General features: G+C 44.1%; 9 protein-coding genes. 8 read left to right on the forward strand and 1 reads right to left on the reverse strand.

Going from position 1 to position 14016, the window contains the following annotated elements:
- Positions 1-257: 257 nt before the first annotated feature.
- On the reverse strand, positions 258-1742 hold the full coding sequence (locus tag E7588_04420; protein ID MBE6688510.1) for an extracellular solute-binding protein: 1485 nt from the start codon (positions 1740-1742) through the stop codon (positions 258-260).
- Between the two features lie 373 nt (positions 1743-2115).
- On the opposite strand from E7588_04420, the gene E7588_04425 reads away from it, so the two are divergent.
- The 8 genes from E7588_04425 (at position 2116) to E7588_04460 (ending at position 14014) form a co-directional block, all read left to right on the forward strand.
- Complete coding sequence (locus E7588_04425) at positions 2116-3708, forward strand: citramalate synthase (GenBank protein ID MBE6688511.1); 1593 nt, start codon at positions 2116-2118, stop codon at positions 3706-3708.
- A 21-nt stretch (positions 3709-3729) separates the two neighbouring features.
- A complete protein-coding gene (gene galE, locus E7588_04430) occupies positions 3730-4725 on the forward strand; it encodes a UDP-glucose 4-epimerase GalE (GenBank protein ID MBE6688512.1) in 996 nt (331 codons plus the stop codon).
- A 2-nt stretch (positions 4726-4727) separates the two neighbouring features.
- Complete coding sequence (locus E7588_04435) at positions 4728-6458, forward strand: ABC transporter ATP-binding protein (protein MBE6688513.1); 1731 nt, start codon at positions 4728-4730, stop codon at positions 6456-6458.
- On the forward strand, positions 6455-8197 hold the full coding sequence (locus tag E7588_04440; protein MBE6688514.1) for an ABC transporter ATP-binding protein: 1743 nt from the start codon (positions 6455-6457) through the stop codon (positions 8195-8197). Before E7588_04435 ends, E7588_04440 begins: the two co-directional genes overlap by 4 nt.
- 21 nt (positions 8198-8218) lie before the next feature.
- Entirely contained in the window at positions 8219-8758 is a 540-nt protein-coding gene (locus E7588_04445; GenBank protein MBE6688515.1) for a phosphatase PAP2 family protein, read from the forward strand.
- Positions 8759-8819: 61 nt separating this feature from the next.
- Entirely contained in the window at positions 8820-10424 is a 1605-nt protein-coding gene (locus tag E7588_04450) for a hypothetical protein (GenBank protein MBE6688516.1), read from the forward strand.
- A 12-nt stretch (positions 10425-10436) separates the two neighbouring features.
- Positions 10437-11777, forward strand: a complete 1341-nt coding sequence (locus tag E7588_04455) for a biotin carboxylase (protein MBE6688517.1) — start codon at positions 10437-10439, stop codon at positions 11775-11777.
- Positions 11774-14014 (forward strand): DEAD/DEAH box helicase, encoded by a 2241-nt coding sequence (locus E7588_04460; protein MBE6688518.1) that lies wholly within the window; start codon positions 11774-11776, stop codon positions 14012-14014. Before E7588_04455 ends, E7588_04460 begins: the two co-directional genes overlap by 4 nt.
- Positions 14015-14016 lie beyond the last annotated feature (2 nt).

Below are 14016 nucleotides of genomic sequence, written 5' to 3' on the forward strand. Positions count from 1 at the left end.
CGTATAAATAACATAAAATCTTTTTCAAGGCATCCTTTGGATGTCTGTTTTGTCATGCCTATTTTTAATAGATAAATTTTTTTCAACTTTTTTAATTTTACCTATTGACTTTTAATAGTTAGTCTTTTCGTCATTTTATCATAAGACGGATTTCCGGTCAATATGTTCCGAAAAATGTTAAAACAAATTTCATGGAACCGATAAAAATACGACAGCGCAATGCGCTGTCGTATTTTTCATCTGATTTTTAAGCGATATTAAAGTCCGCTATCCATGTATCTTTCAACGATCTGGTCAATAGATTTAAGAGCCTTGGACTCGTTCTTTGCGTACATAGAAGCGAAGTCCTTGGAGCCGGCAGTGAACAGATTGATGAAGCCGTTGTAGTATCCGCCCCAGTCATTGATGAAGCCAAGGTCGTATACACGGTTTGCGAAGATGATATCAAGCATCTCGGAAGAGCCGTCATCATAACGCAGGAACTTAGTGGTAAGAGAGGTGTCGTAGTAAGCCTTACGGAGAGTGTACTTGGACTCTGCGCAAAGGGCTTCCATGATAATACTGTTTCTCTCGGAATCGGTGATGGTAAGAGGAACGGAAATCATACAAGTGGTAGAGTGAACTACGCTGTAGTAATCCTTCTGGTCCTTATCATACTTAGGATGAGGAATAAGACCGAAGTCGGTATCCATTTCACGGAGTCTCTCAGCAAGCTGAAGAACTTCGCTCATGAACAGACCGCGTCCGCGCTCGAAAACTTCCTGAACGTCGGCAGGCTGCTGACCGCAGAATGCAATCTTGGAGTTAACGCTGCAGATTTCATCTATGTAGTTAACAATCTGGGACATCTTGGGGGTGTTCATGGTAAGTTCGGGGATATCATCGGAATTCTTGGTAGCAATCTGCTCGCCGAAGCCGTAGAAGAAGCCCATAGGAGCAAATGTGGTGGAAACCATACCGAAGGTATCTTCCTTGGTGTACAGACCGTCACCGTTGGTATCATCGGTAACTTCCTTGATCATTTCAATCTGCTTGTCGATGGTCCATTCGTTATTCTTAACAAGATCGAAGGGATTTTCAAGACCGTAGTCATCAATCATCTTCTTGTTGAAGAACTGAACCCAGGTAGCATCCTTATCCATGATCTGCATATCACCTACGATAAGGAAGTGAGCATCTGCAACGGAAAGAGATTCATAAGAGTTGTTATCCCACCAGGGCTTGGTAGGATCAAGGTATTCCATTTCATCCAGACGGTAGAGGTAACCGTTCTGAGCGAGAGTCATCTGGCTTCCGGAGGGAATAACGATAAGGTCGTATTCATCAAGACCGGATGCAATACTCTTTCTGGCAAGGTCAACCGCATTGGAAGCGGCAACTTCGCTGATTTCTATCTTGAGAAGCTCTTCAACAGCCTTATTTCTGGTAAAAACGCTGTCGTTGATGGGGTCTTCGTTAAGCTCTTCTGCGTACATATCTCTTACTGCCCACTCGTTGTTGGGGTCGTAAGAAAGGATTCTGAAGTTGTAGCCTTCAAAATCGGACTCGGGAATGTCGGGGTAAATTCTTTCTTCAGCATCGGCGTTAACCTGCTTGTCGTCGCCATTTGCGTTGGTAGGATTGGAAGTTGTGCCGGGTCTGGTTACCTGCTGGGGCTGCTGCTCGCCGCAGGAAACTACAAAAGGAACTATCATAGCAAACATCAGTACTACTGCCAAAACCTTGACTAAATTCTTGTTCATAGCTTTTTTGTTCGGTAAATCCGAACTCCTTTCTGAAAATTTTTATTCGCACAGCGCAAACTGTGCCACAAATCTCTAACATTATACAATAAATTCGAAAAATAAACAATGCATATATTGCACATATTTCCCGATAGAGTTTCGTGCACTTTTGACAAAGCTCTTCATTTATTGTCAATGCTTGCTGAAAAAGAGTCGGTACTCCCCCTTTCCGGTAATGTTGGTTCTACATAAATGATATTACAAAACTAAAATAAAATCAACCTGAAATTTTTAACTTTTATCACATATGTTGGTTTTTTTCGTAAATATATTGACATATATCTCTTATTCTAGTATAATATAAGAATAAACCAACACGGAGAAATTCACAATGAACACAACAACCGAAATATTCGACACCACCCTGCGAGACGGCGCACAGGCATCGGGTATCTCCTTTACCACCCGGGATAAAATTAAAATAATATCGCTTTTGGATGACTTTGGCGTTGATTTCATTGAAGCCGGAAACCCATCGGTAAATCCGAAGGATGCCGAGCTTTTTGAGCTTATTTCCGGCATGAAAATGAAAAATGCAAAAATATGCGCCTTCACCTCCACCTGTAAGCCGGGTGAAAATGCGAGTCAGTGTGAATCGCTTATAAAAACTGCCGCTCTGGACGTGGTATACGTTTCCATAGTGGGAAAAAGCTCTTCGTTCCATGTGGAAAACGTGCTTCGTACAGACCGCGAGGAAAACCTGAGAATAATACGCGACAGCATTTCTTACCTCATTTCCCACGGTAAAAAGGTTATATTTTACGCAGAACACTTTTTTGACGGCATAAAAAACGACTCTGATTATACCCTCCGTGTCATCACCACAGCAGCAAATGCAGGATGCGACTGCATCGTTCTGTGCGATACCAACGGCGGTACATTGCCCCACGACATTGCAGTCACAGTCGCAACAGCAAGCAGACTTACAGACTGCAAGCTGGGTATACACTGTCACAACGACTCGGGAATGGCGGTTGCCTCCACCGTAAGTGCCATGAGTGCAGGTGCAACTCAACTTCACGGAACCTTTCTGGGCATAGGTGAACGTTGCGGAAACACTGCGCTCACTACTCTGATTCCCACCGTGTTTTACAAAATGAATGTGCCTCTCACCTGTGCGGACAAAATCCCGCAGATGTACGATACGGCGCGTAAAATAGCGGATATCTCAAACATAACCATTGACAATGCATCACCTTACATAGGTGCATACGCATTTACACATAAGGCAGGAATGCACATCGACGCTGTTATGAAGGATGCCGCAAGCTTTGAACATATAAATCCGGTACTTGTCGGCAACAGCCGTCACAAAGTGATTTCGGAGTTTTCAGGCAAAAGCACACTATACGAGAGATTTTCCGAAATATCCCCCGGAATTACCAAAGATGCACCTCAGATAGCAAGCGCTCTGGCGAAAATAAAGCAATATGAGCACGAGGGCTACCATTACGAAAATGCGGATGCTTCGCTTGACCTGCTTATACTTGAAGAATTGGGAAAAAGAAAAAAGTTTTTTGAGCTTAAAAACTTCAAGCTGGTACTCAGCGAGCCTGATATTCAACGCGGAAGCGATTCAAAAGCTGCGGTACTTATGAAAATTGCCGTTGGCGATGCCGAGGAAATAACCGCTGCCGAGGGAAACGGTCCTGTGGATGCAATGGATGCCGCACTGAGAAAGGCACTCAGGCATTTTTATCCCTCTCTTTCCAAAATGCGTCTTATCGACTACAAGGTACGTGTACTGGATTCGGACGCCACTGCCGGCGCGAGGGTACGGGTTCTTATCGAATCCGGCGACACAGAGCATTCCTGGCATACAGTAGGGGTTTCCACCGATATTATGGAAGCAAGCTGGAAAGCACTAATCGATTCTGTTGAATACAAACTTTCCATTGACGAAAAAATAATTTTACCAAGATAAAACACTTATGAGGAGAACAATATGAACGTACTTGTCACCGGCGGAATGGGTTACATCGGATCTCACACCTGCGTTGAGCTTATCAACGAAAAACACACACCAATAATTATAGACAACCTGTCAAACTCCAAGCCGGAGGTCCTTGACAAAATCCAAATGATAACGGGAGTAAAGCCCGCATTTTACGAAGGCGATGTTGCAAACGAGGCTTTGCTTGAAAAGATATTTACAGAGAATAAAATAGACGCGGTAATACATTTTGCGGGCTACAAAGCAGTCGGTGAATCCGTACTGAAGCCTGTTATGTATTATCAGAACAACATCGGCTGCACTCTTGTACTGTGCAATGTGATGGCAAAATACGGGTGCAAAAATATAGTTTTCTCTTCTTCCGCCACTGTTTACGGCGTACCCAAATCGGTCCCCATAACAGAGGATATGGAGCTTCATTCAACCAGTCCTTACGGAAGAACCAAGCTAATGATAGAAGAAATACTGCGTGATGTATATGTTTCCGACAACGAGTGGAACATTGTTCTTCTGCGATACTTCAACCCTATCGGCGCACATTCCTCGGGACTTATAGGCGAAGAGCCCCAGGGTATCCCGAACAATCTCATGCCTTACATTATGAAGGTTGCCGTGGGCGAACTCCCGCATCTTAATGTATTCGGCAACGATTACGACACTCACGACGGCACGGGTGTGCGCGACTACATCCATGTAGTGGACCTTGCAAAAGGTCATCTGAGAGCGCTGGAGCACCTTGATGGTGCAAAGGCATACAATCTCGGAACCGGCATCGGTTACAGTGTTCTTGACATTGTAAAAGCTTTTGAAAAGGTAAACGGCATAAAGATTCCTTATGAAATAAAAGAACGCCGTCCGGGAGACATTTCGGAATACTACGCAAATCCCGAAAAAGCTCTGAAGGAGCTTAACTGGAAAGCAGAGCTTACCATTGAAGACATGTGCTCCAGTGTATGGAAATATGCACAGAACTATATAAAGGGCTGATTATGATAAAACTGCGCGGTTTTTTAAAGCCATACCTCAGGGAATGTATCATAGGGCCTGTATTCAAGCTGGCGGAAGCGGTTTTCGAACTGCTTCTGCCTACCATTATGGCTTACATGGTCAATAACGGAGTTGAAAAAAACGACAGCGGGTATATAATACGCTGCGGTATAATTATGCTGGTGATGGCGGTGCTGGGCTTCGGGTGTTCCTGTGTGTGCCAGTATTTTGCCGCACGTGCTTCACAGGGATTCGGTACAGACCTCAGGAATGCAATGTTTTGCCACATAGGTACACTTTCAAGCTCGCAAACCGATAATTTCGGTACTTCCTCACTTTCTTCCCGGCTTGTAACAGATGTAAACAATCTTCAGACCGGTGTAAATATGATGATACGTCTGGCCATACGCGCACCATTCATCTGCATCGGCTCGGTAATTATGGCGATGTTTCTAAACATGCGCCTCGCGCTCATTCTTCTGGCACTTATCCCTATATTTGCACTTATGCTTTTACTGATAGTAAAATTCAGTTCTCCGCTTTACACATCGGTACTTAAAACACTGGATGACATGACCTCAAAAGTGCGCGAAAACCTGTTGGGAATAAGAGTTATAAGTGCATTCTGTACCTTTGAAAGAGAAAAAAATGCTTTCGAGGACATAAACAATCATTACACAAGAGAGCTTAATCGCGTGGGACGCATTTCGGCACTTCTTTCACCATTCACAACCGTAATTGTCAACTTCGCCATAATGGTGGTTTTGTGGCGTGGCGGTCTCATGCTCACCGGCGGAGATTTTCTTATCGGAGACATTGTAGCTTTCGTAAACTATGCTTCGCAAATACTGCTTGCCATGATAGTGGTTTCAAACCTCATCGGCATCTTTACCCGCGCCGCCGCGAGTGCAGTGCGCGTGCGTGAAATTCTGAACACCGTAAATGAGCTTACTCACGGCAATATAATACCTCAGCACAACGAAGTGGCAGTCGAAATGGAAAATGTTTCATTTTCCTACAACAAAGGCGCCGACACTGCGGTCAAGGACATAAGTCTGAAAATTTCAAGCGGAGAGCAAATAGGCATAATAGGCGGTACGGGAAGCGGAAAGACAACACTTATCCGTCTCATGATGTACGATTACGCCGCCGACACCGGCACAGTCAAGGTGATGGGAGAAAGAGTCGAATCCATCGATGAAAACAAGCTTTGTGACATCATCTCCTGTGTCCCCCAGAAAACCTCTCTTATCAGCGGGACGATAAAAAGCAATATCGGCATGGGCAAGGCGCTTTCGGATGAAGAAATAAAAAAAGCATGCCGGATTGCTCAGATAGACAGCTATATTGAATCCCTGCCGCAAAAATACGATACTCCCGTATTGAGAGACGGCAAAAACTTTTCGGGCGGTCAACGTCAGCGTCTTGCCATTGCAAGAGCTGTTGCAAAAGAATCAGACATTCTCATTCTTGACGACAGTGCAAGTGCGCTGGATTTCAAAACAGAAAAAAAACTGCGCGACGCCATCAGGGACTCCTTTGATAACAAAACAGTAATTATCGTTTCACAACGTGTTTCCTCCATACGTCACTGTGACAGAATCATGGTTATGGCAGACGGGGAAATTGTGGGTACAGGAAATCACAAAGAGCTGTTTAATAACTGCGAAATGTACCGCAGTATTTGCTTCCATCAGCTTTCCGCAAACGAATTGGAGGTGCTGAAACAATGAAAAATCGATTGCTTCCGCTTGTTTTTTCCTCCAAGCTGACCATAGCATTTATATTCATTCTTGCTGTGATTTCGGTAGTCACTTCCCTTTTGGGACCGTATTTTATAAGTGCGTCGGTGGACTGTATAGACCCTGCACTGAATCCCGTCACTGATTATGGCGGGTTATATAAAAATCTGGCTTTTATAGGCATTTCTTATGTTGCTAATGCCGCTTCTCTGTGGTTTTTAAATGTACTGTCAAACAAAACCGCGTATAACGTTTCTCTTTCGCTGAGAAACAGAATGTTTGACAAGCTGAGACGGCTTCCGCTGAGTTTTTACGACCGTACGCCGCACGGAAACACTCTTTCCAGGTTTACTTCTGACGCTGATGCTTTGGCAAACGGGCTTGTGCAATGCTTTTCGGTACTGATAAGCGGTATTATAACCATTATCGGAGCCGTTATTATAATGCTGAAAATCGACATTTTTATGGCGTTGGTTGTTATTTTCTCTGCGCCGCTTGCTTACTTTGTCGCCCGCTTTGTAACGCTCAGGACCAAATCCTATTTCAAGGAGCAGGTAGAGCTTGCAGGTGAACTGAACGGATACTCGGAGGAAATGATTTCAAACAAGAGAATACTTAATGCTTTTTCCTCTTATGACAGTGCCGTACTTCGATACAAAGAGAAGAACGCCATGCTATATAAAGCCGGCGTTAATGCACTGTTTTTCTCCTCGCTTGCCAACCCTTCCACCCGTCTTGTGAACAATATTTCGTATGCGGTTGTGGGAATACTGGGCTGTTTTGCAATTCTTAACGGCTCGGACACAGTAAGCGTGGGTGTGCTTTCAGGATTTCTCATTTACGCAAACATTTTTGCAAAACCTTTCAACGAAATAACCGGGGTTATAACCAACTTTCAAGAGGCTCTTGCCTGCTCCGACAGGATTTTCACACTGCTTGAAAGCGATGAAATATCAGACGAGTCGCTCATAAAAGCCGCTCCCGCGGAATTTGCGGGAGAGGTGGAATTCAAAAATGTCAGCTTTTCTTACTCTGCCGACAAGCCTCTGATAAAGAATTTCAATCTCAAGGTTTCCCCCGGTATGCGCTGTGCCATCGTGGGTGGAACAGGTGCGGGTAAAACAACACTTGTGAATCTGCTTATGCGTTTTTATGATGTGAACGATGGCGATATCCTCATAGACAACCAAAGCATTTATTCCATGACACGCGATTCGCTTCGTTCCAATTTCGGCATGGTACTTCAGGACAGTGTGCTTTTTGAGGGTACAATTGCACAGAATATAGCTTACGGCAATCCCGATGCGGATCCGGAAGCGATTAAGAACGCCGCCAAAAGAAGCGGTGCGCACAGCTTTATCAGACGTCTGGAGCTGGGCTATGACACTCCCGTAAGCGAAAGCGCAAAAAACCTTTCAGAGGGGCAAAAGCAGCTTCTTGCAATCACAAGAGTCATGCTTTTCAATCCTGAAATTCTCATTCTTGACGAAGCTACAAGTTCCGTTGACACAGTTACCGAAACACATATCCAGCGTGCGTTCGACGAAATAACCAAGAACAAAACAAGCTTCATAATTGCCCACCGGCTTTCCACGATACGAGATGCAGACATAATTCTTGTCATGCAGAACGGAAATGTAGTAGAAAGCGGAAAGCACGACGAGCTTTTGCGAAAGAACGGAATTTATCACTCGCTTTACCATGCGCAATTTGACGATTCGCAGATATAACCAGAAAACGAGGTAATACAAGTGGATTCCATCACCCAAACAGATTTTCTTATACTCGATTTTATACACAACAACCTGACCTGTCGTTTTTTTGACCTTTTGCTGACTTTTTTCACACATCTGGGAAACGGCGGGATTATATGGTTCATAGCGGGATTTGCGCTTATCTTGTCAAAAAAATACAGAAAAAGCGGTATTACCATGCTATGTGCCATGGCATTCGGTTTTCTGACGGGAAATATGATACTAAAAAATCTTATTGCCCGTCCGCGCCCCTGCTGGATAAATACGGATGTTTTATTGCTTATAGAAAACCCCTCCGACTACTCCTTTCCGTCGGGGCACACACTTTCATCCGTTATATGTGCCACAGTGCTCACCTTGACCGACCGAAAATTCGGATTTGCTGCCATACCCGCAGCACTTCTCATTGCTTTTTCAAGGCTGTATCTGTATGTCCATTTTCCCAGTGACGTGGTATTCTCGGTGGTGTACGGAATATGCATAGGCATTGTTGCCTGTCGTATTGCAGGTAAATTTTTCGGTTGTAAAAGCAATTGACACAAACGAACAAATGTGGTAAAATTATAAGATAAACCATTCCACAAGAAAGGCGGTTGTTATGAAGGACGATTTCTGGGATATTGACAAGCTTCTCCCGCGCAAGCCCCATTATCAAAATTCACCGCCAAGAACTCACGAAAGCACCGGTTCACCCGATCCGGTACTTATAAGAAACGGAAAAAGCAACGATAAATCGGTTTCGCTGGATGATATTTTAAAAACTGTTCTTCCTCCCGCAAACAAGACCGAAATCGATTATTCCTCGAAAAGCTCGGTAATTCTGGGGGCCGTGGTAAGCGACATTGCAAATTCATATTCATACAGCAACGATTTTTCGGGTAACGCGCACAGAGTACACATGCAATCTCCAAATAAACAGGCGGATTTTGTTCCTTTCTTCTCGTATATGCCTCAGTACTCAGATCTTTCAGCCATGCAGTATCAAAGATATCTATGGTGGAGAGAATGCGCCAGAAAAAACGAATACCTGCAAACAGATGTGTCGTATATTTTCTTGTACATTTATGAACTCATCTCGCTGGACGACGTTATCAAGCCCGAAAACGTGCTTAGTGCCATCATTTCGTTGTGGGTTGCTTATTATCAAAAGCACACAGAGCTGAATAAATACCTGTGCGACTGGATAACGGATTACGCTATCATTCATAATATACGCATTCCCTTTGAAATGCTGGAAAAAGTAATCCCCTACGCAGAAACAAAGCAGCAATCCATACTTTTCAACATGTATCTGTTTGACTATGTTTTGAGCGATATCGGGCATCTTACAGACGATAACATTTCGCTTGTGTGCAAAGTACTTTCCAATTACAGCCCTTACAAAAGCAAAAGCTATGAAATCGAGGAATACAGAAAAATATTTGACGGATGTATAAAAGCAATATTCCATAAGCTGTTTGAAATAGGTTTTTTCACACCAGACGGCAATTATCTTCATAAAAGCGAGTTGAAAGTAACCCGTTCATCGTACCTGGGCGCAGTTTGTTCGGCAAACACAAAAAAGAATATGGCAATCACTTACTATCCTTTCATTTCCAACGAGCTTATACGTACTTCGTTTTCAAATATAATAAAACACACCGAAAACAAAATACGTGCGTCTCTCGGCATGAGAAACAGGCTTCCGAATATCATTCTTGCCGACGAAATACGCGGTGTTATCGACAGCTTTATGGAGCTTAATTATCCTGTCATTTCAAAAACAAAGGCCGCGATTGAAAAAAAGACCGCACCGCCGCGTGAAATCAAAAAAATAGAAGTAAACCTGGCCAAAGCCAAACGAATAGAAGACATTTCTTGGCAAACCACCGAAAAGCTGACCGACGGATTGATCAGGGAAGATGACGAAACCGCAATCCCCATCATCGAGGCATCTGTACCAACGGAATCCGTAAACAGCGAACAAAACGATTTTCCGTCCGCTCTTACAGAGTGTGAAAAAGCAATATTGCATCTCATACTGAATAACGCTGCACCGAGTGAAACGGAAAAAGCCGCACGTAATGCAGGGCTTCTTGCAGATGCGGTCATTGACAGTATAAACGAAAAAGCACTTGAATATATCGGGGACACCGTAATCGACCCATCGGATTACACAGTAATACCAGAATATATTGACGAATTATCAGCTTTCAACATATGAAAGGAAACCATAATGTCTGAAAAGAATATACCTATCAAAATCCCAAAAAGAATACTCGGTACTGTTCTGAACTCTGCCGCCGCAGGTGTCGTTCCGCGTTTCGGACTTGAGTACATGGCAATCGGCAGAAATGACGAAGTAACCGCTCTGTTGGGCGGACTTGAAAACGTTGCGGACGGCATGGGCGACTGTCGGTTTATAATAGGAAAATACGGAAGCGGCAAAAGCTTTCTTATAGGACTTATACGCTGTAACGCACTTGAAAAAGGCTTTGTTACCGCAGATACCGACCTTTCTCCCGAGCGACGTTTTATCGGAACAAGAGGTCAAGGAATTGCCACTTACCGCGAGCTTATGAAGAATCTTGCCTGCAAGACCTCTCCCGACGGCGGAGCTCTTCCCGTAATACTCACAAAATGGCTGTCGGCGCTTCAAGCGGAAACGGTTACAAAAGACGGCATTTCACAGGATGACCCTGCGTTCACCCTTACAATGGACAAAAAAATAATGGAGGTTGCCGCTTCTCTTGAAGGTCTTGTTAACGGCTTTGATTTTGCAAGCGTGCTTTCCATATACTACCGTGCCGTAAAAAGCGGTGACGATGAAAAGAAATCCTGCGCCCTGCGCTGGCTGAGAGGTGAATACTCCAACAAGCTCGAGGTGCGCGGTACGCTGGGTATAAACTCCCTTATCGACGACTCCAACTGGTATGATTACGTCAAGCTTTTTGCCGTGTTCTTCCGTAAAATAGGATACAAAGGCTTTGTTGTTTTCTTTGACGAGTGTGTCAATCTTTATAAAATCCCTCACAAAATGTCACGTGAAAACAATTACGAAAAAATCCTTTCCATGTTCAACGATACCCTCCAGGGCAAAGCGGAAGGGCTCGGGCTGATTCTGGGTGGCACACCTCAGTTTTTGGAAGACGAGCGCCGCGGACTTTTCAGCTACGATGCGCTTAAATCCCGTCTTTCGGGAAGCCGTGTAGCCAAGGGAAATTATAAAAACTTTATGGGACCGGTTATATACCTTGACCGTCTCAGCGATGATGAGCTTTACGCACTTATTATGCGTATGCTCATACTGCACAAGCAGTATTACGCATGGGAACCTGAGATTGCGGACAGTGAGATACTTGAATTCTTACAGCTTTGTTTCAATAAAATGGGTGCTGACACACTGCTCACTCCACGTGAAATAATACGTGATTTTCTGGGTGTCCTCAACATTATGTACCAAAACAGCGGTGTCACCTTCTCCAAAGTCATTTCCGACGGCAATGTAACTCTGAAAAGCGATGCAGAATCCGGAGACGATGATGATATATTTGATTTGGGCAGTATTGAAATATGAATTATCGTGAAAAAGCCGCACGAGTCTATAACTCCTTTTCTCCTTTTATTCGTGATTTCATATACCGAAATGAATGGGACACCATACGCGAGGTACAGATAGAAGCTGCAGATGTCATTTTTTCAACAGAAAACAATCTGCTCATATGCTCATCCACGGCTTCGGGAAAAACAGAAGCGGCATTTTTCCCCATTTTGTCCCATATGTATGACAATCCCCCATCGTCGGTGGGCGTTTTATACATTGCACCACTGAAGGCACTTATAAATGACCAATTCGAGCGCTTGGAAACGCTGATGGAAGAAAGCGGTATATCGGTATTTCACTGGCACGGAGATGTGCCCTCGGCACAAAAATCTAAATTTCTCAAAAAGCCGACAGCTGTTTTGCAGATAACTCCGGAATCGCTGGAAAGCATGTTGATAAACAGAAAAAACGATATTCCCCGCCTTTTCGGTGACTTGCAATATGTTGTCATTGACGAAATTCACACACTCATGGGCTTTGACAGAGGAAGCCAGGTATGCTGTCTTATTGAGCGTCTTTCTGCGCTCATCGGACATTCGCCCCGAAGAATAGGTTTATCCGCTACGGTGGGAGATACGCGTCTTGCTGCCGAATGGCTAAGTGAAAATACCAACCGCAGATGCTCTGTTGTGAATATCAAATCTTCGGGCATCAAATGGCGGCTCGCCATGCAACATTTTTACTTGCAAAACGAGAATTCAGACAAACCGACGTCAATCGACGGCGATGTTGCAGACCCAGGGTATGATTTTGTTTATAAATGCGCAAGACAGAAAAAAAGTCTTGTATTCTCAAATTCACGCGAAGAAACCGAAATAATAACTGCCACATTGCGACAGATAGCGGAAAGCAGAAATGAAGATGACATATTCTATATCCATCACGGAAATCTTTCCGCCGCTCTGCGCGAAACAGCAGAATCGGTTATGAAGGATGATACAAAGCATGCTGTGACATGTGCCACAGTAACGCTTGAATTGGGCGTGGATATAGGACGTTTGGAACGTATAATCAATATCGGTGCTCCAAATACGGTATCAAGCTTCCTTCAGCGCATCGGACGTTCGGGACGAAGAGAAACACCGCCCGAAATGATTATGGTGTTCCGCGAAGAAAATGCGCTGCCAAACACACCTGTTTATGAGCTTATCCCCTGGAATTTTCTGCAGGGAATCGCCATTATACAGCTTTATATTGAGGAGCGCTGGCTGGAGCCGCCCTTCAGAAAATCCTTACCCTTCAGCCTTTTATATCATCAGACAATGTCTGTTTTGGCCTCATCGGGAGAACTTACTCCTGCATCACTGGCACAAAAGGTTCTGTCTCTTGCTCCCTTCAAAGACATTGAGAAAGAAGACTACCGAGATTTACTGGTGCATCTGATAAAAAACGAGCACATTCAGCAGACCGAAGAAAAGGGTCTTATTATTGGACTCAAGGGCGAAAAGATAATAAACAGCTTTAAGTTTTATGCAGTGTTCAAAGACAGCGAGGATTTTACCGTACGATGCAAATCAGAGGAAATAGGCACCATAACCACACCTCCCCCCGTAGGCGAAAGATTTGCGCTTGCAGGCCGTGTATGGGAAGTGGAAGAGCTGGAAATCCAACGAAAGCTTATATATGTAAAAGCTGTAAAAGGAAAAATGGCGGTGTCATGGCCGGGTGACAAGGGTGAAATACACACAAAAATACTAAAACGAATGAAAAAAATACTTGAAGAGGATACCGTTTATCCTTACCTTAAGCCCGAAGCAATAAAACGACTGGAAAAAGCACGCTCTGTGGCTCGCAATACAGGTATCTTGGAAACGGGACTTGTGTGTCTGGGCGGCGTAAATTATTGTCTTTTTCCCTGGCTCGGAACACGATCTGTACGTTCGCTCAAGCGCTTTATTCAGTACAAATGCGCCGCTGCGCTGGGTATCACCGCCCTTGAATATGATTCCTGCTATTATATCACCTTCAAAATGGAGCGTTATGACCGGGAAAGCTTTGTAAACTATCTGAATGACACAATAGCGCGTCAAGGTGTAACACTATCCGAGTTGGTAGGACAGAACGAACTTCCCGTATTTGAAAAATACGACGAATATATACCGCGTGAGCTTCTTCAAAAGTCTTACTGCACCGACAAGCTTTGCAGTGAAGAGCTTATCGCGCGTGTAAAGGAACTTAAAAACGAAATTGAAAAAGCTAAGGAGAATTAACC

It is taken from the genome of Oscillospiraceae bacterium (assembly GCA_015065085.1).
Lineage (GTDB): Bacteria > Bacillota > Clostridia > Oscillospirales > SIG627 > SIG627.